Annotated in this window: 23 protein-coding genes; 9 read left to right on the top strand and 14 right to left on the bottom strand. The window is 58.2% G+C overall.

Going from position 1 to position 25,534, the window contains the following annotated elements:
• The first annotated feature begins 4 nt into the window (after positions 1-4).
• From AC2FJ6_RS14865 to AC2FJ6_RS14880, 4 genes are all read left to right on the top strand, one after another.
• Positions 5-1,069 (top strand): glycosyltransferase family 2 protein, encoded by a 1,065-nt coding sequence (locus tag AC2FJ6_RS14865; protein WP_331252096.1) that lies wholly within the window; start codon positions 5-7, stop codon positions 1,067-1,069.
• Positions 1,070-1,205: 136 nt separating this feature from the next.
• A complete protein-coding gene (locus AC2FJ6_RS14870; RefSeq protein ID WP_170771586.1) occupies positions 1,206-2,192 on the top strand; it encodes a glycosyltransferase family 2 protein in 987 nt (328 codons plus the stop codon).
• Positions 2,189-3,886 carry a DUF5927 domain-containing protein gene (locus tag AC2FJ6_RS14875; protein WP_170771399.1) on the top strand — a complete coding sequence of 566 codons (1,698 nt, stop codon included), beginning with the start codon at positions 2,189-2,191 and terminating at the stop codon, positions 3,884-3,886. The genes AC2FJ6_RS14870 and AC2FJ6_RS14875 overlap by 4 nt, the downstream gene beginning before the upstream one ends.
• 6 nt (positions 3,887-3,892) lie before the next feature.
• Positions 3,893-5,335, top strand: coding sequence for a nodulation protein NodH (locus AC2FJ6_RS14880; protein WP_170771397.1), 1,443 nt, complete (start codon positions 3,893-3,895; stop codon positions 5,333-5,335).
• Here AC2FJ6_RS14880 and AC2FJ6_RS14885 read toward each other — a convergent pair.
• The 8 genes from AC2FJ6_RS14885 to hslO form a co-directional block, all read right to left on the bottom strand.
• Entirely contained in the window at positions 5,319-5,837 is a 519-nt protein-coding gene (locus AC2FJ6_RS14885; RefSeq protein ID WP_170771395.1) for a L,D-transpeptidase family protein, read from the bottom strand. The genes AC2FJ6_RS14880 and AC2FJ6_RS14885 overlap by 17 nt on opposite strands.
• Before the next feature lie 60 nt (positions 5,838-5,897).
• Positions 5,898-6,683: an ion transporter gene (locus AC2FJ6_RS14890; protein ID WP_170771393.1), complete on the bottom strand. Its 786-nt coding sequence runs from the start codon at positions 6,681-6,683 to the stop codon at positions 5,898-5,900.
• An 18-nt stretch (positions 6,684-6,701) separates the two neighbouring features.
• Positions 6,702-7,925 carry a class I SAM-dependent RNA methyltransferase gene (locus AC2FJ6_RS14895; RefSeq protein ID WP_170771391.1) on the bottom strand — a complete coding sequence of 408 codons (1,224 nt, stop codon included), beginning with the start codon at positions 7,923-7,925 and terminating at the stop codon, positions 6,702-6,704.
• A gap of 47 nt (positions 7,926-7,972) precedes the next feature.
• Complete coding sequence (locus AC2FJ6_RS14900) at positions 7,973-9,805, bottom strand: ABC transporter ATP-binding protein (RefSeq protein ID WP_170771389.1); 1,833 nt, start codon at positions 9,803-9,805, stop codon at positions 7,973-7,975.
• Positions 9,802-11,640 carry an ABC transporter ATP-binding protein gene (locus AC2FJ6_RS14905; protein ID WP_170771387.1) on the bottom strand — a complete coding sequence of 613 codons (1,839 nt, stop codon included), beginning with the start codon at positions 11,638-11,640 and terminating at the stop codon, positions 9,802-9,804. The genes AC2FJ6_RS14900 and AC2FJ6_RS14905 overlap by 4 nt, the downstream gene beginning before the upstream one ends.
• Before the next feature lie 192 nt (positions 11,641-11,832).
• Positions 11,833-12,987, bottom strand: coding sequence for a CCA tRNA nucleotidyltransferase (locus tag AC2FJ6_RS14910; RefSeq protein ID WP_170771385.1), 1,155 nt, complete (start codon positions 12,985-12,987; stop codon positions 11,833-11,835).
• Positions 12,984-13,589, bottom strand: coding sequence for a CoA pyrophosphatase (locus tag AC2FJ6_RS14915; protein ID WP_170771383.1), 606 nt, complete (start codon positions 13,587-13,589; stop codon positions 12,984-12,986). Before AC2FJ6_RS14915 ends, AC2FJ6_RS14910 begins: the two co-directional genes overlap by 4 nt.
• The gene (gene hslO / locus AC2FJ6_RS14920; RefSeq protein WP_170771381.1) at positions 13,573-14,550 is read right to left on the bottom strand and encodes an Hsp33 family molecular chaperone HslO; all 978 of its coding nucleotides are present in this window, start codon (positions 14,548-14,550) and stop codon (positions 13,573-13,575) included. Before hslO ends, AC2FJ6_RS14915 begins: the two co-directional genes overlap by 17 nt.
• Before the next feature lie 76 nt (positions 14,551-14,626).
• Between hslO and AC2FJ6_RS14925 the strand changes: the two genes are divergently transcribed.
• Positions 14,627-15,070 carry an NUDIX hydrolase gene (locus AC2FJ6_RS14925; protein WP_170771379.1) on the top strand — a complete coding sequence of 148 codons (444 nt, stop codon included), beginning with the start codon at positions 14,627-14,629 and terminating at the stop codon, positions 15,068-15,070.
• Here AC2FJ6_RS14925 and AC2FJ6_RS14930 read toward each other — a convergent pair.
• Entirely contained in the window at positions 15,067-16,338 is a 1,272-nt protein-coding gene (locus AC2FJ6_RS14930; protein ID WP_170771377.1) for a PP2C family protein-serine/threonine phosphatase, read from the bottom strand. The genes AC2FJ6_RS14925 and AC2FJ6_RS14930 overlap by 4 nt on opposite strands.
• A 156-nt stretch (positions 16,339-16,494) precedes the next feature.
• Here AC2FJ6_RS14930 and AC2FJ6_RS14935 point away from each other — a divergent pair, with 156 nt between their 5' ends.
• Positions 16,495-16,818: an Hpt domain-containing protein gene (locus AC2FJ6_RS14935; RefSeq protein ID WP_170771375.1), complete on the top strand. Its 324-nt coding sequence runs from the start codon at positions 16,495-16,497 to the stop codon at positions 16,816-16,818.
• Positions 16,819-16,821: 3 nt separating this feature from the next.
• On the opposite strand, the gene AC2FJ6_RS14940 is transcribed toward AC2FJ6_RS14935, so the two are convergent.
• From AC2FJ6_RS14940 to AC2FJ6_RS14950, 3 genes are all read right to left on the bottom strand, one after another.
• The gene (locus tag AC2FJ6_RS14940; RefSeq protein ID WP_496669434.1) at positions 16,822-17,700 is read right to left on the bottom strand and encodes a glycosyltransferase family protein; all 879 of its coding nucleotides are present in this window, start codon (positions 17,698-17,700) and stop codon (positions 16,822-16,824) included.
• Positions 17,701-17,781: 81 nt separating this feature from the next.
• Entirely contained in the window at positions 17,782-19,008 is a 1,227-nt protein-coding gene (gene ilvA, locus AC2FJ6_RS14945) for a threonine ammonia-lyase IlvA (protein ID WP_170771372.1), read from the bottom strand.
• Between the two features lie 59 nt (positions 19,009-19,067).
• Complete coding sequence (locus AC2FJ6_RS14950; protein WP_237217307.1) at positions 19,068-19,676, bottom strand: hypothetical protein; 609 nt, start codon at positions 19,674-19,676, stop codon at positions 19,068-19,070.
• A 281-nt stretch (positions 19,677-19,957) separates the two neighbouring features.
• Here AC2FJ6_RS14950 and AC2FJ6_RS14955 point away from each other — a divergent pair, with 281 nt between their 5' ends.
• From AC2FJ6_RS14955 to msrA, 3 genes are all read left to right on the top strand, one after another.
• Positions 19,958-21,184, top strand: a complete 1,227-nt coding sequence (locus AC2FJ6_RS14955) for an argininosuccinate synthase (protein WP_170771370.1) — start codon at positions 19,958-19,960, stop codon at positions 21,182-21,184.
• A 144-nt stretch (positions 21,185-21,328) separates the two neighbouring features.
• Positions 21,329-21,610, top strand: coding sequence for an SCP2 sterol-binding domain-containing protein (locus AC2FJ6_RS14960; protein WP_170771368.1), 282 nt, complete (start codon positions 21,329-21,331; stop codon positions 21,608-21,610).
• Positions 21,611-21,699: 89 nt separating this feature from the next.
• Positions 21,700-22,371: a peptide-methionine (S)-S-oxide reductase MsrA gene (msrA, locus tag AC2FJ6_RS14965; RefSeq protein ID WP_170771366.1), complete on the top strand. Its 672-nt coding sequence runs from the start codon at positions 21,700-21,702 to the stop codon at positions 22,369-22,371.
• Here msrA and AC2FJ6_RS14970 read toward each other — a convergent pair.
• Both AC2FJ6_RS14970 and AC2FJ6_RS14975 read right to left on the bottom strand, forming a co-directional pair.
• On the bottom strand, positions 22,368-23,237 hold the full coding sequence (locus AC2FJ6_RS14970; RefSeq protein ID WP_170771364.1) for a ribokinase: 870 nt from the start codon (positions 23,235-23,237) through the stop codon (positions 22,368-22,370). The two genes, msrA and AC2FJ6_RS14970, sit on opposite strands and share 4 nt — an antisense overlap.
• On the bottom strand, positions 23,234-25,498 hold the full coding sequence (locus AC2FJ6_RS14975; protein WP_170771362.1) for an NADP-dependent malic enzyme: 2,265 nt from the start codon (positions 25,496-25,498) through the stop codon (positions 23,234-23,236). Before AC2FJ6_RS14975 ends, AC2FJ6_RS14970 begins: the two co-directional genes overlap by 4 nt.
• Positions 25,499-25,534 lie beyond the last annotated feature (36 nt).

Raw genomic sequence — 25,534 nt, forward strand, 5'->3', positions numbered from 1 at the left:
CGCGGTGACCGCTGCCACCAACCCTCTTCCGCCTGTCTCTTGGGCGCAGAAATACCGGTTGCGCCTGAAACGTCGGCGGCTTTTGTGGCGCGCGTTCCGCAGCCGACATGACCTGACATGCCTGAGGGACCGGACCAGCGACATTCGTCCCAATGCCATTCTGTCCTTCACCACCCTGCGCAATGAACGCAATCGGTTGCCGTGGTTTTTCAACCATTACCGTGCGTTGGGCGTTGATCATTTTCTGGTCGTCGACAATGACAGCGACGATGGTTCAACCGAGTATCTCCAAAGCCAACCCGACGTTTCGCTTTGGCAAACCACGGCCAGCTATCGTGCGTCACGTTTTGGTCTGGATTGGCTGACATGGTTGCAGATGCGATATGGTCACGGCCATTGGACGCTGATGGTCGATGCAGATGAGCTGTTAGTTTATCCCGACCACGACACTCATCCTTTGCCGGACCTCACGGCATGGCTGGACCGCACCGGGCGAAACGCATTTGGTGCCTTGATGCTGGACCTCTACCCCGACACGCCCCTTGGGACACAGGGCTATGACCCCAACTCCGACCCGACCGAAGTTCTGAACTGGTTCGACACTGGGCCCTATCGGGGGCAAAGGCAGGCTCCGTTGGGGAACCTCTGGGTTCAAGGGGGCGCGCGGGAACGGATGTTCTTTGCCGAAACGCCGCAAAAGTCACCCACATTGAACAAAATCCCGCTGATCCGCTGGTCGCGACGCTATGCATATGTGAATTCGTGTCATTCCGCCCTGCCGCGCAGGCTGAACGCAGCCTATGACGGACCGGGCGACAACGCGCCCTCTGGGGCTTTGCTGCATACCAAATTCCTACCCGAAGTGGTTGAGAAATCAGGTGTCGAAAAGACTCGCCGACAGCATTTCCACGACCCCGATCAATTCAACACGTATTACGACGGCATTCTTAATCGTCCCACCATATGGACGCCCAACTCGGCCCGTTACAAAGGCTGGAGACAGCTTCAGCAGCTTGGCCTGATGGGAAAAATTGAGTGGAAATCCGCCGCGCGGGCTAACGACTTGTAAATGCGTTGCTTTGATAGATGGAAAGATGGCATAACGCGGCAATGCTCCGGCACCACTCTGGTTGATCCAGGCCCCGGAGATGCTCGCGTAAAGTAAAAGGTTGGGCCGTCACGTGAGCCTGTTGGATTCGTATCGCATGAGATTGCGGCGCAAGCGCCGCCTTTTGCGTTGCCTGCGCAAGCGGCGCGAACTGACGCCTGTCATGGACCAGACTAACAAGATCAGCCGCCGCGATATTCTGCTGGTCAGCGTCGTGCGGAACGAGAAAATTCGCCTGCCGTATTTCCTGGACTATTACCGAAAGCTAGGGGTCGATCACTTTCTGTTCGTCGACAATGACAGCGAGGACGGAACCGGTGCGTTTCTGGCCAATCAACCCGATGTCTCGCTTTGGTCAACTGATGCCAGCTATCGGCGGGCAACCTTTGGCATCGACTGGTCCAACTACCTGCTGCGGAAATACGCCCACGGTCATTGGGTACTGACAGTCGACCCGGACGAGTTCTTTATCTACCCGTTCTGCGACACGCGCCCCATCCGCGCTTTAACCGATTGGTTGAACGGATGTGCCGTGCGCAGTTTCGGCACCATGCTGGTCGATATGTACCCACGCGGACCCGTGGATGATGAACCTTACCGCGAGGGTCAGGACCCGTTCGAAATCGCCCGTTGGTTCGACGCGGGCAATTACATGATCACCAAGAACCCCGAGTATGGGAACCTGTGGATACAGGGCGGCCCCCGCGCACGCACGTTTTTTCGCGACACACCGGAAAAAGCCCCCGCGTTAAACAAGATCCCGCTTGTGAAATGGGACCGGCGCTATGTCTATGTCAGCTCGACCCATTCCCTGCTGCCGCGCGGGTTGAATCAGGTCTATGACGAATGGGGGGGCGAGAAAGCCAGCGGCGCCCTGCTGCACGCCAAGCTGATCGATACGTTGGGTGCCAAAGCGCTGGAAGAAATGCAGCGCGGCCAGCACTACCGCAAGTCCGGCGAATACCGCGCCTATGCTGAAGGGCTGGAGGATCAGACCGTGTTCTGGTGCGACTGGTCCGAGAAATACATCAACTGGCGGCAGCTTGAGATTCTGGGCCTGATGTCCAAGGGGAACTGGGCATGAGCCTTGGGGTTGTCATGCTGGTCCACACTGCCTTCAACCGGGCCGAACAGGTTGCCCGCCATTGGGCCGCCGCCGGATGCCCTGTTGTCATTCACGTGGATCGCAAAGTGCCCGACCCCACATGCGCTGCGTTCAGAGCCGCTTGTAAAGATGAACCCCTGATCCGCTTTTCAGACCGGTCCACCTGCCATTGGGGTGGCTGGGGAATTGTGCAAGCCACGCAATCAGCGTCCGAGATGATGTTGAACGCTTTTCCCGATGTGCATCACGTTTTTCTGTCCTCCGGCGCGTGTCTGCCTCTGCGCCCAGTTGCCGAACTCATCGACTACCTTGCACAGCGGCCCCGCGTCGATTTCATCGAAAGCGCCACGACCGCAGATGTCAGTTGGACAATTGGCGGGCTGGATCAGGAACGGTTCACCCTGCGGTTTCCGTTTTCCTGGCGCAAGCATCGCAAATTGTTTGATGTCCATGTGAAGCTCCAACGCGCGCTCGGTCTGCGCCGACGAATTCCAGACGGTCTTGTACCACATATGGGCAGCCAATGGTGGTGCCTGACCCGTCAGACACTGTCCGCCATTCTGCAAGACCCCAAACGCAAGACCTATGACCGCTATTTCAGTCGGGTCTGGATACCGGATGAAAGCTATTTCCAGACGCTGGCCCGAATGTATTCGACACATATTGAAAGCCGGTCTCTGACTCTGTCGAAATTCGATTTTCAGGGTCGTCCGCATATTTTCTATGACGACCATCTACAATTGCTGCGCCGGTCCGACTGTTTTGTTGCCCGCAAAATCTGGTGCGAGGCTGATCGTCTGTACCAAAGTTTTCTGACGGATCAATCCGGCGCGTTGGAACGGGCAGAGCCCAACCCCGGCAAGATTGACCGAGTCTTTTCCAAAGCGGTCGAACGTCGGACCCGCGGCCGGGACGGGCTGTACATGCAAAGCCGCTTCCCCCGCCATGGCAGCGAAAATGGCCTGACCTGTTTCCCCTATTCTGTGTTTCAGGGCTTTGCCGAGTTGTTCGAAGATTTTGCGCCCTGGCTGACGGATTGTACTGGAACGCGTGTCCACGGACATCTGTTCGACCCTGAGCGGGCCGAATTTGTGGATGGGGCATCTGTCATCAACGGTGCCTTAAGCGATTGCGCCACTTTGCGCGACTATAATCCTACTGCATTCGTTTCAAACCTGATCTGGAACACGCGGGGTGAACGGCAATGTTTTCAGTTCAGCCCACGCGACACGCAAAAGATCAACTGGTTCTTTGCCCGCGACCGAAATGCCCAAATCTCGGCCATCACTGGGGCCTGGGCGATCCCCTTGTTCCAGTCCAACCGGGACTTCGCCGACATTCGGGCCGAGGCGGCGCGGCTTCAGCAAATCGAGACCAAACAGCTCGAGGTTCTGAACTCGGTTTGGACCAAGGCACGGGTCAAGACCTGGACCTTGGCCGAGTTCGTGGAATCGCCGATGGAAGCACTACAAACCGTGATTGATGAGATTGGTACACAACCCCACGGCCACTTGACCAAAGCCCCCACCATGGTGGATCTCAGCGGATTTGGGCAATTCCTGCAAAATCTGAAAAACCAGGGCATGCACCCCTATCTGATGGGCGATTTTCCGGCAGATGACGTGTTTGGCACCAAACTCCGCGCGTTTCCGAAACCCTATCTGGTACAATAGCGCGCAATGGCCAAAACCTTCGACTATTTTGTCATTCTCGCCGCCATGCGCACCGGTTCGAACCTTTTGGAAGCAAACCTGAATGCGCTGGACGGTGTGACCAGCCACGGAGAGGCGTTCAACCCGCATTTCATCGGGCGCATCAAAAAGGACGATCTGTTAGGAATCACGTTGGATGAACGCGATGCGGACCCGCTGTCCCTGCTGGACGCCATCCGGTCGGACGACGGTCTGAACGGGTTTCGGTTTTTCGACGGTCACGACAATCGTGTGTTAGAGCCTGTTTTGACCGATCCGCGCTGCGCCAAGATTATTCTGACGCGCAATCCTTTGGACAGCTATGTTTCGCTTAAGATCGCGCGGGAAACCAAGCAATGGCAGCTCAAGAACATAAAGCGGCGGCGCGAAGCGCAGGTTGGTTTTGACGCGGCCGAGTTCGAACGGTTTCTGGATCAACACCACGCCTTCCAAACCTCGATCCTACACCAGATGCAAGCCACCGGTCAGACCCCCTTCTACCTTGCCTATGAGGATCTGCGGCGGCTGGACAGTTTGAACGGCCTGGCCGCATGGTTGGGGGTTGAGGCGCGGTTGGATGCATTGGACGACACGCTCAAACCGCAAAACCCGGAACCGGCGCGCTCCAAAGTGACAAACCCTGATGAGATGGAGCGCGCGCTGCCCACTCTGGACCGGTTCAACCTGCATCGCACGCCGAATTTCGAGCCCCGGCGCGGTCCGGCTGTTGCGACCTATGTGGCCGCCCCGCAAACGCCGCTGATGTATCTGCCTGTGCGCGGTGGGCTGGAAGGGCCGATCACGCAATGGCTGGCGGATCTGGATGGCGTGCCGCAGGATGATCTGACCACGGGCCAGAACAGGCGACAAGCACGGAACTGGCTGCAATCACATCCCGGACACCGCAAATTCACGGTGCTGCGCCACCCTTTGGCGCGGGCTCATACGGCCTATTGCCGCTATATCCTCAGCACCGAACCGGGCGCTTATCTGAAAATTCGCAACATGCTGCGCAATCGGTTCAAACTGCCAATCCCCGGTCAATTGCGCGACGGCAATTATCCGATCGAGCAGCACCATCAGGCTTTTTGCGAATTCCTGACCTTTCTCCGCCAGAATCTGGCCGGTCAGACTCCGGTGCGCGTTGACGGGGTCTGGTGCAGCCAGGCACAAGTGCTGGAGGGGATGGCGGGTTTCACGCCCCCTGATCTGATCCTACGCGAAGAAGACGTCACCACTGCCCTGCCCGAGTTGGCGCGCCGTTTCGGCCATGAGGCCCCCCCGACTCCAACGGCCGTAGTGCGCGATGCGCCTTACGACCTGTCAGACATTTGTGACGAAAAAATCGAGGCGCTGGCGGCCGAAACCTACCAGCGCGACTATATGCAATTCGGATTTGATCGGTGGAAACCGGTTACGCGCGCAAGGTGATGATCGTGCCGCGGTTTACCATCGCGTAGATCTCTTCAATCTCTTCATTCTTGACGGCGATGCAGCCTGCCGTCCAATCGGGCGTTTTCTTGGCGCGTTTGCGTTCAGCCCGTCTGTTCGGTTGGCCGTGGATAAAGATATCCCCACCCGGATCAACCCCGGCGGCTTTGGCCTGCGCAACATCGTTGGAATTGGGATACGAGATTCCCAACGACAAGTGATATCGGCTGTTGGGGTTGCGGCGGTCAATCAGATAGGTGCCCTCGGGGGTGCGCCCATCGCCGCGCTTGGTCTTGGTCCCTTCGGGGGCGAATCCAAGATCTACATTATATTCCTTGAGGACGTGTTCGTTGTGCAGAAGATACAACTTCCGCGCGCCCTTGTTGATGACCAAAGATGTTACTTCGGGTCCATCATAAGTTAGAAAACGTGGGCTGGCCGAGGCACAGGCCGAAAGGCCTACCGCTGCCACAGCACCCAATCCAAATGCTCGACGATCCATATTTCACTGCCTGCTACTTATTTTTTTCCGAAATTATGCCATAAAACACAAAAACTGAAATCACTTTTTGCTGTTCGCCCGCTCGGCCAGGCGTCGTTCGATATTTTCCAGCCGTTCCAGCACCTCGTCCCGATAGGCATCGGTTTTCACTTCATCCTCGGCATGGTGCGCGTCCTGCATCGAGTTCACGATCAGACCAACCAGCAGGTTCACCACTGCAAAGGTCGTGACCATGATGAAGGGAACAAAGAACAGCCATGCATAGGGATAAACCTGCATCACTGGGCGGACGATCCCCATAGACCAACTTTCCAGCGTCATGATCTGAAACAGTGTATAGGCCGACAGACCCAGATCGCCGAACCAGTCGGGAAAGCTGCCCGAGAACAGCTTGGTCGAGATCACAGCCCCGATATAGAACAGTATCGCCATCAGCAAAAATACGCTGGCCATGCCCGGCAGCGCCGAGATAAAGCCTTCGACGACCCGACGCAGGCGCGGCGCGACCGAGATCACGCGTAACACTCGCAGAATTCGCAATGCCCGCAACACAGACAATGCGCCGGCACTGGGGACAAGAGCTATGCCCACAATGATAAAATCAAAGATATTCCAGCCGCTTGTGAAGAACCGACGCCCGGTCGCGACCAGTTTCATCGCGATCTCGGCCACAAAGATCGCAAGACAAAGCTTATCCAGAGTCACGATCAAAGGGCCCGCAGCCTCCATCAACGTCTCGGAGGTTTCCATGCCCAAGAGAGCGGCGTTAAACAGGATGACACCGGTGATGAATTTGCCGAAAATCGGCGCTTCTATAATGGTCAGCAGACGCTGATTGATGCCCATTCGGGATCTCCAGTGCGATTAGGGGTTCAGAGCGAACCGGGCGGCAAGTTCGGTGTGGGACGACCACCGAAATTGGTCAACCACCTGTACCCATTCAAGGGTGTAGCCTGCGTTAACCAGCGTCTTTGCGTCGCGGGCAAAGGTGACCGGGTTGCACGAAACATAGGCAATCACCGGCGGTTTGGCCTGCGCCAGCTCGGCAGTTTGTGCCTCTGCCCCGGCGCGGGGCGGGTCCAGCACCACGGCGTCATAGGGTTTCAGCTCGTCCGGCATCAGCGGGCGGCGGAACAGATCGCGCGCCTCGGTCGTGACTTTTTTCAACCTCTGTGCCCGGCGCCACCCCTGATCCAACGCGTCGGTCATCGCAGACTCGCCCTCAACTGCATAAACTTCGGCAGTTTGCGCCAGAGGCAGCGAGAAGGTTCCGCATCCTGCAAACAGATCGACAACCCGCTTTGCCCCCTGCGTGGCCTGCAAAACTGCCTGTAACAGAGCCTGTTCGCCCTCTTTCGTCGCCTGCAAAAACGCACCAGGCGGCGGTACAACCGCAGCTCCGCCAAAGCGCTGAACCGGGGCGTGGCGCATCGCGATAACCTCGCCCTCCCAACTGAGGCGGGCAAGCCCGTGTTTCTCGGTCGCTTGCGCAAGGGCCAGTTCCAACGGGCCATCCAGCGGCTTGCCGCCTTTGACCGCAACGTCCAGTCCGCCTTCGGACAAGGTGAGCGTCACCGCCAGCACGCCTTTACGACTGCCACCCAACAGAGCCAGCGCCTCGGCCACGGGAATGGCAGCGATCAGGGCCGGGTCCAGCAGGTGACAATCGGGGATCTCGGTGATGGTATCAGACGCGCGTCCATGGAACCCGGCAAGCGTGCCTTTCTTCGTCCGCCGAACGGCAATCGTTGCACGGCGACGCGAACGTTCCGGCGAGGTGTGAATGGGCCGCATCGGGGCATCGAGCCCCTGCGCGGCCAGCGCGTTGCGCACCACCGCCACTTTCCAGTCAGCGACAAAATCATCCGCCGCGTGCTGCAATTGACAGCCACCGCAGGTCTTATAGTGGCGACACGGTGCCTTCACGCGTTGGTCCGAGGGGGTTTCGACCCGGATATCAGTCAAAACCTGCCCTTTAAGCGTGCCGCTGACCACCTCACCCGGAAGGGTTCGGGTGGCATAAACGGGACCGTCGGCTATCCCGTCGCCCTGATGGCCAAGGCGGTTTATGGTGAATGTCTGAGTCATGCGGGCCTGATACCGGTGCTTTGCGCACAACAAAAGCCCTTTGGGCGCTATTCCGCCGCTTCGGCCTGAATGAATCCACCCGACTGGCGGTGCCAGAACCGCGCATAAAGCCCACTTTGATCCAGCAGCGCGTCATGCGTGCCGGATTCGACGATGCGGCCCTGATCCAGAACCACGATCCGGTCCATCTCGCTGAGGGTGGACAGGCGGTGGGCAATGGCCAGAACGGTTTTGCCTTCCATCACGCGGTGCAAGGCTGTCTGGATCGACGCCTCAACCTCGGAATCCAGCGCCGAGGTCGCCTCATCCAGCACCAAAATTGGGGCGTCTTTGAGGATTGCGCGGGCCAAAGCGATGCGCTGACGCTGTCCACCCGACAGCTTTACGCCCCGCTCACCCAGATGCGCGTCATAGCCGGTGCGACCGTGAGCATCTTGCAGGGACAGGATGAATTCATGCGCCTCGGCCTTTTTTGCGGCGGCAATCATCTGATCCTCTGAAGCATCGGGGCGGCCGTACAGAATATTGTCACGCGCCGAGCGATTGAACATCGCGGTTTCCTGCGTGACCATGCCGATCTGACGGCGCAGGCTGTCCTGCGTCACCTGTGACACGTCCTGCCCATCAATGCGAATAGCGCCTTTTTCCCCGTCATAGAGCCGCAATAGCAGCGAGACGAGCGTCGATTTACCTGCGCCAGAGGCCCCAACGATCCCCAGTTTTTCGCCGGGGTGAATGACCAAATCCACATCCGATACGCCGCCGATATCACGACCATAGGCAAAGCTAACGTGGTCGAAGGCGATCTGACCCTGACCCACTTTCAGTTCCTTTGCGGCAGGTGCATCCTCGACCCGGTCACGTTTGGCCAGGGTTTTCATGCCATTTTCGACCTCGCCGATATTGGCGTAAAGACCCATCAGGGTGAAACTGACCCAGCCGGTCATCTGCGAAATGCGGATCGAGACTGCGCCCGCCGCAACGATATCACCCGCCGTCGCAATGTCGCTGCGCCACAGCAACAAGGTCGCGCCCATCAGCAAGACCGGCAGAACACCTGCCAGCACCATCAGGATGAACCGGAAAGCGGCGGACAGGCTGCCGAACTCCAGAGATCTTTCGCGTAGATCGACCATAGCTGTACGCGCGGCCTGATCTTCGAACGCGGAATGGGCGAACAGCTTGACCGTCTTGATATTGGTGATCGTATCCACCACCTGCCCCGACACCATCGCCCGCGCCCCGGCCCGCGCGCCCGAGCGCAACCGGATTCGCGGCAGGTACCAGCGGATCAAAAGGAAGTAGACGATGAGCCAGCCGATAAAAGGCATCATCACCAGTGGATGAATCGATCCTAACAAAAGCAAAGAACCCACAAGCGAGGCCAGCGCAAAGACAATCGCACTGATCGTCTCGGACACGACCGAGGCCATCGCGTTCGAGGTCTGCATCTGTTTCTGCGCAATCCGTCCGGCGAAATCATCATCGAAATAGGTGACGGATTGGCCCAGAGTCCAGCGGTTCAGCTTCGCCAACACCAAGGGCGTGATATTGGGCATCACGACATAGTTGTTCGACAGGGCCGACATGCCGAAAAACACAGGGCGCAGCAGCATGAAGAACGCGGCACCGCCAAGGATGACCCACAGATTGCTGCCGCTCAGAAAACCCTCGGGACCGCCTTGGGTCGCCACGTCTATGACGCGTCCCAAGATCCAGGCAGTTCCGGCTTCCATCGCACCTGCCGACGCCGAGAAGAACGCGGCAACAAAGATCATCGGCCAGGCGCCCGACAGGCTCCAGCGAATGAACGCCCCCAGCGTTTGCGGCGGGGGCGTTTCGGTGGATTTGAACGGGTGTATGAGGTCAGCAACCCTCATTCCGCGGCCTCCGGGTTCAGAAAGCCGCCGGATTGCCGCGCCCAGAACTGAGCATACAGTCCGCCCTGCGACAGTAGCTCTGCATGGCCACCCTGCTCGACGATCTTGCCGCCATCCATGACCAGAATACGGTCCATGCGGGCGATCGTGCTAAGACGGTGAGCAATGGCGATCACGGTTTTTCCCTGCATCATGCCGTAGAGCGTTTCCTGGATTGAGGCTTCGACCTCGGAATCTAGGGCGGACGTCGCCTCATCCAACAGCAAAATCGGCGCATCTTTCAGAATGACTCGCGCCAACGTCACCCGTTGCCGTTGGCCACCAGACAGTTTCACGCCACGCTCACCCACATGCGCGTCATAACCCGTGCGCCCCTGCGGGTCTTGCAGATCAAGGATGAACTCATGCGCTTCGGCTTGCTTGGCGGCGGCGATCATTTGCTCCTTTGTCGCTCCGGGGCGGCCATAGAGGATGTTGTCCCGAACCGAGCGGTGCAGCAACGCGCTGTCCTGCTGCACCATGCCGATATGGCTGCGCAAACTGTTCTGCGTGACCTGTGCGATGTTCTGATCGTCAATCAGGATCGCGCCCTGTTCGACATCATAAAACCGCAAAAGCAACTTGACCAACGTCGACTTACCGGCTCCGGACCGCCCGATCAGACCGATCTTTTCACCAGGCTGAATTTTCAGGTTGATGTGATCCAGCCCTCCGGTCTCGCGCCCATAGTGATGCGACAGATCGCGGATGTCGATCTGACCGTGGATCAACTGCAAAGGCTGTGCGTCCGGTGCATCGAGCAGGTCGATGGGTTGAGCAATCGTCTCCATCCCTTCGGCCACAACACCCAGCTCCCGAAAGAAGCTGGTCAACGCCCACATGATCCAGCCGGTCATCGCATTCAGCCGCAAGGTCAGCGCCGTCGCCGCCGCGACCACCCCGACCGAGGCGCTGCCCTGCATCCAAAGCGCAATGGCCCAGCCGACCACGCTGACGATCAGCAGCCCATTCAGCGCAACCAGGACAGCATCCATGATGGTGAAAATCCGCATCTCGATCTGGAACGTGCGACGCGTTTCCTCGATCGCTTCGCGGGCATAGCCCAGCTCTTGCGCGTCATGGGCAAACATTTTGACCGAATGGATGTTGGTATAGCTGTCCACCACCCGCCCTGTCACTTCGGACCGCGCATCCGAGGCCGCCTTGGACGCGGGCCCCACCCGCGCAACCGTCCATCGTACTAGCAGCGCATAGAGCGTAAACCAGATCAGCAACGGCAATAACAGGCGCGGATCGGCGGCCATCAACAGGATCGCCGCACCCACCAGATACGCAAGCGAGAAAGAGATCGCGTCAAACACCTGAAACACCGCCTCACCCGCGGCGGGAGGCGTCTGCATGATGCGGTTGGCGATACGGCCGGCGAAATCATTTTCGAACCATTTCACCGACTGGCGCATCACATGATTATGGGCACGCCATCTAAAAATAGTCCCTACATTGGGCAAAATTGCATTGTTCAGCAGCAATACATCCACCACATGCAACAGCGGACGCAGCAGCAGAACGAAGATGGCCATCAGAATCAACTCGGTGCCATGGGCTTTCCAGACTTCGGCCGGAGAGCCGGACAACAGGTCCACAACGCGGCCCATGTAGTAGATCAGCCCAACTTCGACCGCAGCCACAATGATCGAGATCAGCGCCGCCCAGACAAACAGCCCATAGAAGGGCCTGGTATATTCCAGCATGAACGGCCACAGCCGCGTGGGCGGCGTGTTGGTTTCCGTGTAGGCGGCAAAAGGGTCAACAAGGTTTTCGAAATAGCGAAACATGAAGCGTGCTCCAGATTGAGCAGATAATAGGTCGTGCGAAGAAAGATGGCGCCAGAACACCACCCTTACGGGTCAACGTGTCCCGGCTTTAGCCGAACCAGATCCCGTAATACATTCGCATCCCTCCATTCATGTGACAGGCGCACGTAAGCACAAAGAATCCAAATTGTCATCCCTTTTTGAGACTTTGGCTTAGCTTCCCAGCAGTTCTTCGCGGGTGAGGGCAAACCCGGACGCAATCCACCGCGTCTCAAGCTCTGCCAGTTTTTTGCCCAGCGCGGGGCCGGTGAAATCCGGGATCAGATCGGTCGCTTGAACTGGGAAATCGGCGGCAGCCCCTTTTCGCAGATCAGCGCGCATGTCTTCTGACCAAGGCTGTTCCAGAAGAGCGCAGCGCAGCAAAGCTTCGTGCAGACCATCCTCTTCGCCGTCGCGAAAGCCCAACTCGGCAATGGATGCGGTGCCGCTGGCCTCATCCCGCATCCGGGTCAAGCGTTGAAGCTGGGTTTTGCTCAGGCGCAGGGTCTTGGCGATCTCAGGCGAGGCAATGGCGGCCAGACGGCGGATCGGTTCGGGATCAACCCCCGCCTGTTCTTCTAATGCAATCAAAGGAGCAAGCGCGCGGTCATCCGCCCCTGGCAGGATTTGAGACAGAGCCCCCGCCTGCCGCATCGCCGCGACCGAAGGCGCAGGATCCGGCGCACCCAATAGTTTCAACAGTTCAGCGCCAACGCGTTCGCGAGACAGGGCGGCAAGCCCATCCAGATTGGACGCAATCGCGGCCAGTGCATCGGGGTCAAACCCCGCCTCAGCGTCGCCATACCACGCATGAAACCGGAAATAGCGCAGCGACCGCAGGTAGTCTTCGCGAATGCGGTGTTCTGCCGTGCCTATGAACCGCACCCGTCGCGCCTGCAAATCGCCCAACCCGTTCAACGGGTCCAAAACCGAGCCGTCAGGCTGGGCGTAAAGCGCGTTCATGGTGAAATCGCGGCGGGCCGCGTCCTCTTCCACGTGATCGGAAAAGGCCACTACGGCCCGGCGACCGTCGGTTTCCACGTCACGGCGAAAGGTCGTGATCTCATGCGGGATGCCATCGCTGACGACAGTGATGGTGCCATGATCAATCCCGGTGGGGATCGCTTTCAGACCAGCACCCTGCGCCAGTTCCATCACGCGTTCAGGCCGCGCATCCGTGGCGATGTCGATATCCGAGACCGGAGCCCCCAGCAGCGCATTGCGCACGCAACCACCCACAAACAAGGATTGCGCGCCCGCATTCACCAGCGCCGCGCAAACTGTTTGCGTCGCCGGGTTTGACACCCAATCTTCGGTGATCACCGTCATTCGCTCATCCGTGCAGCCAAACCTCGCAGCATTCGGGCCGTCGCGCCCCAGATATAGTAGGGACCATAGGGCACCGTAAAATAATACCGTTTCTGACCCCGCCACCGGCGCGATTCAACGAGATAGTTTTCAGGGTTCAGCACATGCGCAAGCGGGACCGAGAAAACCTCGTCCACCTCACCAGGTTCAGATACAAACTGGACCCTGTCATGCAAGATTGCCACGACCGGCGTGACCGTGAAGGACGTCACCGTCTCATGCATGGGCAGATGGCCCAGAATTTCCGGCAGATCCTCGGGCAAGCCAATCTCTTCACGGGCCTCGCGCAGGGCGGTGGCGGTGACATCCACATCCCCCTCATCCTGCTTACCGCCTGGAAAAGCGATCTGCCCCGGATGATGTTTCAGGGCCGAGGAACGTTTCGTCAGGATCAGGCGCGGCGTGCCATCGGCGATGGAAATCGGAACCAGAACTCCGGCCGGTCGCAGCTTGCGCCCTTCGGGCAGAACCGTGTCGGGGTTCAGGTCAAAATCGCTTGACCCGTTGCCGGGACGGCGCAGGGCCGCCCGCAGTTGATCTGTCAGTTCAGGCGTCGTCAGCATCGAAACCAACAGTGCTGGGATCCAGCACGTAATGCGCTCCGCAGAACTGGCAATCCGCGGACACGTCACCCTCGGGCGTGGTCATCTTTTCGATGTCCTTGGCCGAATAGATCGACAGGCTTTGCCGCACACGGTCTTCGGAGCAGGTGCAGCCGAACTGCACCGGCTGCGCATCGTAAACACGCGGCTGTTCCTCGTGAAACAGGCGGATCAGCAGGTCGGTCGGCGCAATGGACGGTCCTATTAGCTCAAGATCGTCCACCGTATCCAACAGGATGTTGACGCGGCCCCAGTTTTCGCCCTCTTCCCCGTCCACCAGATCATTGGCGGTCAGAATCTCGCCCGCGCCCTGACCCGAAGCCGCAAAAGGCGAGGCTTTGGGCATGTGCTGCAACATCACCCCGCCCGCGCGCCAATGCTCACCGACGCCCGGTTCGGTCGATTTCCCAAAACTCAGCGAGAACCGCGTCGGCAACTGTTCGGACTGTGCGAAATAAGCTTCGGCACAGGCGCTGAGTGAGCCACCGGCCAGCGGCGTAATGCCCTGATAGGGCTGCGTACCCTCGCCCTGGTCGATGAGGATGGCGAAATACCCCTCGCCAACCTGATCAAACGGCGCGGCATCGGTCAGCTTATCATGGTCGAAACTGGCATAGGCGCGGATGCGGGCCGGTTCACCCTCGGCCTGCGGGGCATAGTAATCGGTTGCAATCATGCGCACCGCCCCCTTGGATTGCACCTGCAAAGACAGCTTCCAGCGCAGCGAAACCGTCTGACCGATCAATGCGGTTAGCAGGGCCATCTCGGCCACCAAAGCCTCGACCTTTTCAGGGTAGTCATGCTGCTTCAGGATGCCGTCCAGCACCCCGTCCAACCGCGCTACGCGGCCACGCATATCGGATACATCGAGTTGAAAGGGCAGGACGGTGTCGTCCCACGCGATTTTGGTTCCAAGAGACATGGGGTTTCCTTACACGCCATAGATTGGCATACCGCCAGCATATAGGTCGAAGATTTCGGGTTGTAAGGGGCCATACATGATCAGACGGTTCGGTGAAACCCCGCAAGCAGGGCGCAAATACACGCAGCGGGTAGGAGTTTACGCCTTATTGCCGCGCGGGCAGCAGCTTTTGCTGACCTGTCAGTTGGAACCGGGCCCCGATCTGCAACTTCCGGGCGGCGGTATCGATCCCGGCGAATCACCCATCACCGCGCTGCATCGCGAAGTGGCCGAGGAAACCGGCTGGCTGATCGCCGCGCCCCGGCGCGTCGGTGCCTTCCGGCGCTTTACTTATATGCCGGAATACGACCTGTGGGCCGAAAAGGTCTGCCTGATCTACCGCGCCCGCCCGGTGCGGCGCATCGGCCTCCCGACCGAGCCGTTTCACGAAGCGCTTTGGATGGAGGCCACAGATGCAGCCCAAATGTTGGGAAATGACGGGGATCGTCACTTTGCCACGCAATATCTGCTGGATCTCTAGTTCCCGTTATATTCGAAGAATACGGCCGAGACGTCATCATCCATGCCCTTCCCCGGTGCCATGGATTGCGTCAACCGCCAGAACATGTCGTCCAGAAACTCGGTCCCGCTGCGACCCGGCACGCAGTCGGTTGCCAGGCGCCGCAGCCCGTCTTCGTCTAGCAGAGAGCCATCGGCCAAGCTGCATTCGGTGAACCCATCTGAATAAAGCAGCAGCTTGTCGCCCGGTTCCATATAGATTTCGATCCGCTCAAAAGACACGTCTGACAGCAATCCGATCGGTAAACCGCCTTCGCCCAGAAACTCGGTCCCACCGTTCTGGCGCAACAACAGTGGATGCGGATGGCCAGCCTGTACCATTTTGACATGCCCGTTGCGCAAATCGACAATGGCATAGACCATGGTGAAATATTCCTCGACCCCTGCATCCGCCATTAAACGGGAATTGAGCGTTTCGGCCACGTCTTCAGGCGGTAAAAGCGCAAAGAACTTGTCAAAGCGCCGCTCCATCGCGACGTTTTGGTCAAAATGCTGGCTGGACAGGTATCCGCCCAGACGCGCGGTCATCATCGCCGAAGTGATCCCGTGGCCCGAGACATCTATGCTATAAAATCCCACGCGATTCACGCCCGGTGAGAACATGCCGACAAGGTCGCCCCCGATGTGACCGCAGGGCTTCAACAACATGCTGACACGCGACCTACCGAATTCCCGCGACAATTCGGGCACCAGAGATTCCTGGATCTTGCGCGCCTGCATCAGGTCCTTGTCGATTGCATCATGGGCCATACGCAATTCGCTGAGCGCCGTCTCGATCATCCGGTTCTTTTCGGACAGCTCACGTTGCATATCTAAAATGCGCGCACCGGCCGAGATACGAGCCCGCAGTTCATCCGCCTCAAGTGGTTTGATCAGAAAGTCATCCGCACCCGCGTCCAGACCCCGCGCTACCTCCTGTTTTTCGCTTTTCGAAGTCAGCAGGATGAAATAGCTGTACTGGTCACTTTCCAGCGCCCGAAACGCCCGACAAAATTCCAGCCCGCTCATCCCCGGCATGACCCAATCGCTGAGTACCAGATCGGGCAGATCCTGCGCACAAACCTCAATCGCGGCATCGCCACTGTCAGCTTCGAGAACATCGAAGCCCCATTTTTTCAGCGACGCCACCAGGATTCGGCGCTGCAGGCGACTGTCGTCAACGACAAGCACCGTTCGGATGCCGCCAAACCCCAGCTCTGCCCTGGTTTCTGCCTGATTGACCTCTGCCACCTGAATCCTCTGCCCTGCGGTGCCACTCCTTGCGCGGCAACCCTAGCGCGCGGCTGTTTAATATCCGGTGAAGGTGAGATTTTCGCGGAATTTAACCGGGTTTTTACCGATCCCGATTTATCAATCTCATGTCGCCGAAAACGTGGAGATTTGGTTATGATCGACTGGCCCAGGGTCAGACAGTTGCGGGATGAGGTCGGCTCAGGTGAATTCGACGAGGTTGTCGCGATTTTCCTGGACGAAGTGCAAGAGGCACTTACCCGCCTGCGCGCCGACACCAACCGCAGTGGGTTCGAACAAAATCTACATTTTCTGAAGGGTGCCGCGCTAAGCCTTGGTTTCAAATCACTGGCAAAGCTCTGTCAGGACGGAGAGAGGCATTCTGCGCAAGGACAATCTCAGATGGTAGACATAGCGCAGGTATTCGCGGTGTTTGAAACTTCGCGTATAGAGTTCAAGTCCGGTTTAGATCGTTTGTAGAGGCTACAGCTTAATTGGGAATTCTTCTGGGAAGCGGAATTTTCTAAAGGTGACGTCCTCCCGCCGATCGTGGGTGAAATAACCGTCATCCAGTGTCTTCAATGTTCGAAGCGCATCTCTCCGACACATCTCCACACACTCTTCCATGGGAAATTCTGGGGATCGCTTCACATCGCGGGCCAGACGTGTGTGGCGGTACATTCGCCGCCGCCAACCGACAATACCAACAGATTGACCGGGCGTCACTGGAATTGAGACGCCGTCTGCTGTCGCGTCGTCGACCAACGGCACTCGCTCATCTTCGCGGCGCTGAACTTCCTGCAAGTTTCCATAGTGAAAATGCAAATTGAACAAACCGGGCAGCAGGTCGAAGCTGTCATTCATCACACCATGCCCGCCAGTCCCAAAAGAAACCCGCCGTTGGACGACAGACGGTTTGGAATGTGGAACCTCCAAAAGACAAAACTTGTCGCTCGAAAACAGTGTTTCCTGATCACTGCCCTGCGTTGCCACCAGATTGAACCCCACCGCCCCGGCCACATTTTCCTGGAAGTCGAACTTGTAATCCAACAGTGCAGACCCGTCCGCCGTTACCAGCAATTCGTCGCAATCTGCCACGATCACCCGGTCATAGAACTGCGTCAGCATGGCAGAAAAATCCGACAACATACGCCAGCGGGCGTAGTCAAAGCTTTGATGCAGCCCATCGCGCAAAATGGCGATGACGTTACAGCCCTGCCCGATCCGATCAATTTCGGGATCAGCGCCGTGCGACAGGATATACACGTTTTCGGGGCCAAGCTGAGTTGTGTAGTAGGCGACCCATTTCTCAAGGTACCAATAGTCGCGCCATACCATCGTCACTGCTGCAAGCGGCTTCATCTGTGCACTTTCCGGTCCTGTTCACCTGAACGTGCCTAGGCGAAAACCAGAAGGCAAACAAGGCGGTCGGCGCGCTTGCAATCAGATCACGAACTGCGCCAGCGTTTCGTCCTCGGTGATATCGGTATAGGTGAACCCAGCCTCGTCCAGATGCGCAAACAAGCGGGCGAAATTCTCGGGCTTGCGCGTTTCGATCCCTATCAGGACCGAGCCGAAATTGCGGGCCGATTTCTTCATATATTCGAACCGGGCGATGTCATCCTCAGGACCGAGGATGTTGAGGAATTCCTTCAACGCGCCGGGCCGCTGCGGCAATCGCAGGATGAAGTATTTCTTGACTCCCGAATACCGCTGCGCCCGTTCCTTGACCTCGGGCAGGCGTTCGAAATCGAAATTGCCACCGGATGTCACGCAAACAACGGTCTTGCCGCGAATAAAGCTTTGAATGTCGCCCAGCGCCTCGATCGCCAATGCACCTGCGGGTTCCAGCACGATGCCCTCGACATTTAGCATCTCGATCATGGTGGTACAGATGCGGTCTTCGGACAGGACATGTACGTCGGACAGGTGGCGGTCTTTCAGCAGAGCAAAAGGTTTCGCCCCGATCTTGCCCACTGCCGCGCCGTCGACGAAATTGTCCACATGGTCCAGCGCCACCGGATGCCCCGCCGCCATCGCCGCGTGCAGGCAGGCCCCGCCTTTGGGTTCCACAAACAGACAGTGGGTGCGATCCCCGAACCACGTCGCCACGCCCGAGGACATACCACCCCCGCCCACCGGCAGGATTACATGGTTTGGTAGATGACCCAACTGTTCCTCGATCTCAACCGCCAAGGATGCCTGCCCTTCGATCACATCCTCATCGTCGAAGGGCGACAGGAAATGCCCACCCTGATCGGCGCACCACGCTTGTGCCGCGGCCAGAGTGTCATCGAAATAGTCGCCGGTCAGGTGGATCTCGATATTGTCGCCACCAAAGATTCGGGTTTTCTGGATTTTCTGCTGCGGAGTCGTCACTGGCATGAAGATCACACCGCGCACGTTCAGGTGTTTGCACATATAGGCCACACCCTGCGCGTGATTTCCCGCGCTGGCGCAGACGAACAGGTCTTGTTCTTGTTGCTTGCGCATCGCATTGAACGCGCCCCGGATTTTGTACGACCGTACGGGGCTGAGGTCTTCACGCTTTAGCCAGATATCTGCACCGTAACGGTCAGACAGATGGGCATTCCGCTGCAACGGCGTTGCCGGAAAGACTGAGCGCATCGCCTGTTCGGCAGCGCGGGCGCGGGTCATGAAATCACTCATGACCCGTTCAGTGGCTTATCCCAGCCGAAAGGGCAAGGAATACATATGTGTACGTAGCTTCAGCGCAGCTCGCGTCCTTCGGCAAACACACCGAACAGTGTGGTCAGGATACTGACATTGATCATTGGCAGAACCAATGCGCCGAAAAACAATGCCAGGAAGGCACCCAAGACCGGCACAATAGCCAGTGCTGAAATGACAAGCTGTATCAGAAACTGGAAAACTGCCGCTGCGATCACAATAACGACGATCGCGCCACTGGACCCTACGGTTTTGGCCCACGCCTCACCCAGCGTTAGAGGTTGCCCTATCGCAGCAGCGGGAAGAATGATGGAAAGGCGATAGAAGCAAATGAACAGAAACACAGAAAAAACCGCCACAAGCACCAAGGATAACACGCTGGCTCCGACGGTGGCGGCAACAAGGCTTACCGGCACAAAAGCCAGCGTCATCACCAAACCGATCAGTAATACGCGCCCCAGATAGGCAAGAATTCTGTCGAACCGGAATGTCGGGAAAAGACCCCGAGGGTATTCCTCAAGCAGTATGAACCGGTGCCACGACACTGCGATCCAGAACATCGTCACGATGAAAATAACCGCCAAGCAAAGGAAAAACAGTACAACCGAGCCAGACGGTTCAGTCGCATCGGCATCCAATTGATCCAATGGGACATCCAGCACAAAAAAACAAGCCGATCAAAAGCGCGGTCGCCACGATGGCCGGACCAAGTGTGATCTGCAAAACCTGTTTGAGATTTCCAAAAACCATTCGCACTGAGTGCATAAAAATCTGCCAACCCAACATCGTAAAATCTGTCCCTTCAACCAATTCGTGTTTTATGTGCGAATGTTTCACCCGAAATCAGGCAGCCCGTCAACGCAGATAACTTGCCCCGCGCGGCAAAACCCGTTAGGGGCCAGTCGTTCTACGCATAAAGGGAAGTCAGATGTCCGCGCCCAAGAAAGTTGTTCTGGCCTATTCCGGTGGCCTTGATACCTCGATCATTCTGAAATGGTTGCAGACCGAATATGGTTGTGAGGTCGTCACCTTCACCGCCGATCTGGGTCAGGGTGAAGAGTTGGAACCAGCTCGCCAAAAGGCCGAGATGCTGGGGATCAGCCCCGAGAACATCTTTATTGAGGATATTCGCGAAGAGTTCGTCCGTGATTTCGTCTTCCCCATGTTCCGCGCCAATGCCCAGTATGAGGGTCTGTACCTGCTGGGCACGTCGATTGCGCGGCCTCTGATCTCGAAGCGTCTGGTTGAGATCGCTGCCGAAACCGGGGCCGACGCCGTGGCGCATGGCGCGACCGGCAAGGGCAACGATCAGGTGCGGTTCGAATTGGCTGCTTACGCTCTGAACCCAGAAATCAAGGTGATCGCACCTTGGCGTGAATGGGATCTGACCAGCCGGACCCGTCTGATCGAGTGGGCCGAAGCGCATCAGATTCCGATCGCCAAAGACAAACGTGGCGAGGCTCCGTTCTCGGTCGATGCGAACCTGCTGCACACCTCGTCCGAGGGCAAGGTTCTGGAAGACCCCGCCGATATGGCGCCCGACTATGTCTATCAGCGCACAGTTCATCCCGAAGACGCCCCGAACGAGCCCGAGTTCATCGAAATCGGCTTTGAAAAAGGCGACGCGGTCAGCATCAATGGCGAGGCGATGAGCCCGGCTACCATCCTGACCAAGCTGAACGAATATGGCGGCAAGCACGGCATTGGCCGTCTGGATCTGGTCGAAGGCCGGTTCGTTGGTATGAAATCGCGCGGCATCTACGAAACGCCAGGCGGCACAATCCTGCTGGAAGCGCACCGTGGTATCGAATCCATCACCATGGACCGGGGCGCGATGCACCTGAAAGACCAGCTGATGCCGCAATATGCCGAGCTGATCTATAACGGCTTCTGGTACTCACCCGAGCGTGAGATGCTGCAGGCCGCCATCGACAAGAGCCAGGAACATGTCACCGGCACCGTCCGCGTGAAACTGTACAAAGGTCTGGCCTCGACCGTGGGCCGCTGGTCGGATCACTCGCTGTATTCCGAGGCGCACGTGACGTTCGAGGAAGATGCCGGTGCCTATGATCAAACCGACGCGGCGGGCTTTATCCAGTTGAACGCGCTACGCCTCAAGCTGCTGGCCGCGCGCGACAAGCGTCTATCGAAGTAACCAAGACCGATCTTTGATGAAACCCGGTGCCCGAAACGGCGCCGGGTTTTCTTGTGCCATTACTGCCGCGTCAGTTCCCGTTGGGTCACCCTTGCCTGACGTCGCGCATTCCCTTTACGCAAAGGTCAACCGAGGAGGAACACCATGTTGCAAGAGATCGCGGACGGCATTCAAAAAGGCCTGACCGGCAAAAGCTTTGACGGCTCGTTGAAGTTCGATTGCGGAGAGGACGGGGTCATCGTTCTGGCCGACAATCAAGCTACCACGCAGGATCAGGATACCGACTGTACGATCCGCATTTCCAGAGACAATCTGACCAAGCTGCTAACCGGGAAACTGAACCCGATGACAGGCGTCGCGTTGGGCAAGCTCAAGATTTCGGGAAATATGGGCGTGGCGATGAAGCTGGGACAGTTGCTGGGATAAACTCGTCTCACCACCGCGTGACAAACCATGTCAGCGGATTGCATGAGACGAAAAGAGAGGGCAGCTTTGATCTCAGAAGGAGACCTGCCATGACTCGCATCGCTTATCTCGACTACGTCAAACCGACGCTTCTTTTTGCTTTGATTACGATCGCAGCTTTGCTGCGTGCAGCCCCCGCGCCCGCTGCGGGGACCGAAACCCTGACCGTTGCCGGAGGGTGTTTCTGGTGTGTTGAATCTGATTTCGAATCCGTCCCCGGCGTGCTCGAAGCGGTTTCGGGCTTTACAGGCGGTCAGGTGGCCAACCCCACTTATGATCAGGTGTCCAAAGGTGGCTCGGGCCATTATGAGGCCGTGCAGATCACGTTCGATCCGGCTCGCGTTTCCCGTGAAACCCTGCTGAACCTGTTCTTCCGCTCGGTCGACCCCACGGATGCTGGCGGTCAATTCTGTGACCGAGGTGACAGCTATCGCACTGCGATTTTCGTCTCCAACGCAGGCGAAAAAGCCAAGGCCGAAGCTGCCAAAGCCGACGCCCAACGCGCCTTGGGCCAGACGGTCGTAACGCCGATCCTGCAAGAAGGCGCGTTTTATCCGGCAGAGGAATACCATCAGGACTACTACAAGGGCGACAAGCTGGTCTTCACCCGGTTCGGCCCAAAGCGTCAGAAGAACGCCTATAAGGCCTACCGCAAAGCCTGCGGCCGCGATGCCCGCGTTAAACAGCTTTGGGGTGGCGACGCACCCTTTGCCGGGTCTTAATCGAACCGCGCCTCCCGGACCTCTTTGAGGTCCGGTATTACATCCGCCGTACCGTGCCGCGTGACCATCAGGGCCGCGGCACGATTTGCTTGGGTGATCGCCTGCGCCATTGGCATCCCGCGATCCATCCCGGCCAGAACATACCCCGTAAATGTATCGCCCGCACCCGTAGTATCCACGGCATGCACCTTGTGGGCCGGAAAATCCGAGACCTCTCCACGGTGATAGTACCGCGCGCCCTCTGCACCCAGTGTGACAATCACATGTTCAATCTGAAGGTCAGTTACAGATTGACCGGTGGCCTCACGCAGCTGCTCGGCCTCGACCGCGTTGAGGATCAGGAAATCCAGAAATGGCAGCACCGCCTGTACCGAATCCGCCTGAAACGGGGCAGCGGCGTAACAGACCGTCAGACCCAACTCGCGGCCCATCTTTGCAGCCTCAACCTGCATGTTGGTTTCGTTCTGCATCACCAGCAAGTCGCCCTTTGACGCCGATGACAGCGCCTGCCCCAGCTGATCCTGAGAGATCGCGTGGTTCGAACCCTGGAACAGGATGATATTGTTCTCACCCTCGGAATCCACAGCGATGATCGCATGGCCCGTGGGCACATCCACCTGCGCGATATAACGGGTATCAACGCCATATTCCGTCAGCCGATCCCGTGCCCAGCGCCCGTCGAAACCGACGGCCCCGATATGCGCAATCCGCGCCCCTGCTCTGGCCGAAGCCACGGACATGTTTGCGCCCTTGCCGCCCAGAAACCGGTCCAGCCGATTGGCCGACAGCGTTTCCCCCGGTCCGGGAAGGTGCGGCACATCATAGATCATGTCCGCATTGATCGAGCCGAGGTTCCAGATCGTCATGGTTTGCCCGAAATGTCACACGAGGCCAGAATGGCCATGTTCAGGATGTCATTCGCCGTCGAGACAGTCGAACAGATTTGAATCGGCTTGTCGATCCCAGACAGGATCGGGCCAATCACGGTCGCGCCGCCCATCTCCTGCATCAGCTTGGTCGAGATCGAGGCCGAGTGCCGCGCGGGCACGATCAGGATATTGGCTGGGCCGGTCAAACGCTGGAACGGATAGCCCGCCTGTTGATCCACATTCAGGGCCACATCCACGGTCATCTCACCTTCGTATTCGAAATCGACGCCGCGCTGATCCAGAACCGCAGGCGCACGGTGCATCTTTTCGGCGCGTTCCGACACCGGATAGCCAAAGGTCGAGAAACTGACGAAGGCAACGCGCGGTTCAAGCCCCATATGGCGCGCAACGGCGGCTGAGCGTTCGGCAATATTTGCCAGATCATTCTCATCCGGCCATTCATGGACCAGCGTATCGCCGATCAGAACAATCCGCCCCTTGTGCAAAAGGGCCGTCACACCCGCAGCTCCGTGCGCGGCGTCGGCGTCAAACACATGGTTGATCCGGTCCAGCACATGCGCCGACTTGCGCGTCGCCCCCGTGACCAGACCATCGCCATGGCCATGGGCCAGCATCAGCGAAGAAAACACATGCCGGTCGCGCGCGGCCAAACGGTGAATATCCTTACGGTCGAACCCTTTGCGTTGCAGGCGCTGATAAAGAAAATTCGAGTAGGTCTCGAGATGGTTGGTATTGGCAGCATTCACAACCTCCAACTCGCGCACGGCATCGCCCAGACCAGCCTCTTCCAGCTTTTGCTTCACGTCATCGGGGCGCCCCACAACCAGTGCCTTGCCAAAGCCTGACCGCTGATATGTCACAGCGGCACGCAGCACGCGAGGGTCGTCGCCTTCGGCAAAGATCATCCGGCTTTGCGCGGCGCGGGCACGGGCGTTCAGACCACGTAGGATGCTGGCGGTCGGATCCATGCGGGATTTCAGGCTCAGTTCATAGGCGTCCATGTCGATGATCGGACGCCGCGCTGCGCCGGTATCCATCCCGGCCTTGGCAACGGCAGGCGGAATGCGGTGGATCAGACGCGGGTCGAACGGCGTCGGTATGATGTAATCGCGCCCGAATGTCAGCGATTTACCATAGGCCATTGCCACCTCATCCGGCACATCCTCACGCGCCAGATTGGCCAGCGCATGGGCGCAAGCGATCTTCATCTCGTCATTGATGGCACGGGCGTGGATATCCAGCGCACCGCGGAACAGGTAGGGAAAGCCCAACACGTTATTCACCTGGTTGGGGTAATCGCTGCGTCCTGTGGCGACGATGGCATCGACGCGGACCTCATGCGCTTCTTCCGGGGTGATCTCGGGGTCGGGGTTTGCCATAGCGAAGATGACAGGGTTGTCGGCCATCGAGGCAACCATATCCTGCGTCACCGCGCCTTTGACCGAAACGCCCAGGAAGACGTCTGCGCCCTTCATCGCCTCTTCGAGCGTGCGCAGGTCCGTGGTGATCGCATGGGCCGATTTCCACTGGTTCATCCCCTCGGTCCGGCCTTGGTAAATCACGCCCTTGGTGTCGCAAACGATGCAGTTCTCATGCCGAGCGCCCATGGATTTGAGCAGCTCAATACAGGCGATCCCCGCCGCACCTGCCCCGTTCAGAACGATCTTCACATCCTCAATCTTTTTGCCCGAGATATGTAGCGCATTCAGCAGACCCGCTGCACAGATCACCGCAGTCCCGTGCTGGTCATCGTGAAAGACGGGGATATCCATCTCTTCCTTCAGGCGCTGTTCGATGATGAAGCATTCCGGCGCCTTGATGTCTTCAAGGTTGATGCCGCCGAAGGTCGGCCCCATCAGTTTCACCGCACGGCAGAATTCATCCGGGTCCTCGGTGTCCAGCTCGATATCGATCGAGTTCACATCGGCGAAGCGTTTGAACAGAACGGCCTTGCCTTCCATCACCGGCTTACCGCCCAGTGCACCAAGGTTCCCAAGGCCCAGAACTGCCGTCCCGTTCGAGATCACAGCCACCAGATTGCCCTTGTTGGTATAGTCATAGGCCGTCTCTGGCGCGGCGGCGATGGCCTCACAAGGGACCGCGACACCGGGACTGTAGGCCAGCGACAGATCGCGCTGCGTGGTCATGGGAACGGTGGCCTGCACCTCCCACTTGCCGGGGGTGGGGTCGAGGTGAAAGGCCAGTGCCTCTGCTTCGGTGATCTTCGTTTTGGGCATCTTTTAGGTCGTTTCCATGACTTCGGGGCTTATGCG

Source organism: Ruegeria sp. CDSA089 (genome assembly GCF_059612205.1).

What these genes read in the sequence shown, in the direction of transcription:
- AC2FJ6_RS14955 (WP_170771370.1), top strand. Translation starts at nt 19,958, where the DNA reads ATGTCCGCGCCCAAGAAAGTTGTTCTGGCCTATTCCGGTGGCCTTGAT.
- ilvA (WP_170771372.1), bottom strand. Translation starts at nt 19,008, where the DNA reads ATGAGTGATTTCATGACCCGCGCCCGCGCTGCCGAACAGGCGATGCGC.
- AC2FJ6_RS14915 (WP_170771383.1), bottom strand. Translation starts at nt 13,589, where the DNA reads ATGCTGACGACGCCTGAACTGACAGATCAACTGCGGGCGGCCCTGCGC.
- AC2FJ6_RS14975 (WP_170771362.1), bottom strand. Translation starts at nt 25,498, where the DNA reads ATGCCCAAAACGAAGATCACCGAAGCAGAGGCACTGGCCTTTCACCTC.
- AC2FJ6_RS14875 (WP_170771399.1), top strand. Translation starts at nt 2,189, where the DNA reads ATGAGCCTTGGGGTTGTCATGCTGGTCCACACTGCCTTCAACCGGGCC.
- AC2FJ6_RS14900 (WP_170771389.1), bottom strand. Translation starts at nt 9,805, where the DNA reads ATGAGGGTTGCTGACCTCATACACCCGTTCAAATCCACCGAAACGCCC.
- AC2FJ6_RS14905 (WP_170771387.1), bottom strand. Translation starts at nt 11,640, where the DNA reads ATGTTTCGCTATTTCGAAAACCTTGTTGACCCTTTTGCCGCCTACACG.
- AC2FJ6_RS14895 (WP_170771391.1), bottom strand. Translation starts at nt 7,925, where the DNA reads ATGACTCAGACATTCACCATAAACCGCCTTGGCCATCAGGGCGACGGG.
- AC2FJ6_RS14870 (WP_170771586.1), top strand. Translation starts at nt 1,206, where the DNA reads ATGAGATTGCGGCGCAAGCGCCGCCTTTTGCGTTGCCTGCGCAAGCGG.
- hslO (WP_170771381.1), bottom strand. Translation starts at nt 14,550, where the DNA reads ATGTCTCTTGGAACCAAAATCGCGTGGGACGACACCGTCCTGCCCTTT.
- AC2FJ6_RS14925 (WP_170771379.1), top strand. Translation starts at nt 14,627, where the DNA reads ATGATCAGACGGTTCGGTGAAACCCCGCAAGCAGGGCGCAAATACACG.
- AC2FJ6_RS14935 (WP_170771375.1), top strand. Translation starts at nt 16,495, where the DNA reads ATGATCGACTGGCCCAGGGTCAGACAGTTGCGGGATGAGGTCGGCTCA.
- AC2FJ6_RS14890 (WP_170771393.1), bottom strand. Translation starts at nt 6,683, where the DNA reads ATGGGCATCAATCAGCGTCTGCTGACCATTATAGAAGCGCCGATTTTC.
- AC2FJ6_RS14885 (WP_170771395.1), bottom strand. Translation starts at nt 5,837, where the DNA reads ATGGATCGTCGAGCATTTGGATTGGGTGCTGTGGCAGCGGTAGGCCTT.
- AC2FJ6_RS14910 (WP_170771385.1), bottom strand. Translation starts at nt 12,987, where the DNA reads ATGACGGTGATCACCGAAGATTGGGTGTCAAACCCGGCGACGCAAACA.
- AC2FJ6_RS14940 (WP_496669434.1), bottom strand. Translation starts at nt 17,700, where the DNA reads ATGAAGCCGCTTGCAGCAGTGACGATGGTATGGCGCGACTATTGGTAC.
- AC2FJ6_RS14880 (WP_170771397.1), top strand. Translation starts at nt 3,893, where the DNA reads ATGGCCAAAACCTTCGACTATTTTGTCATTCTCGCCGCCATGCGCACC.
- AC2FJ6_RS14970 (WP_170771364.1), bottom strand. Translation starts at nt 23,237, where the DNA reads ATGACGATCTGGAACCTCGGCTCGATCAATGCGGACATGATCTATGAT.
- AC2FJ6_RS14960 (WP_170771368.1), top strand. Translation starts at nt 21,329, where the DNA reads ATGTTGCAAGAGATCGCGGACGGCATTCAAAAAGGCCTGACCGGCAAA.
- msrA (WP_170771366.1), top strand. Translation starts at nt 21,700, where the DNA reads ATGACTCGCATCGCTTATCTCGACTACGTCAAACCGACGCTTCTTTTT.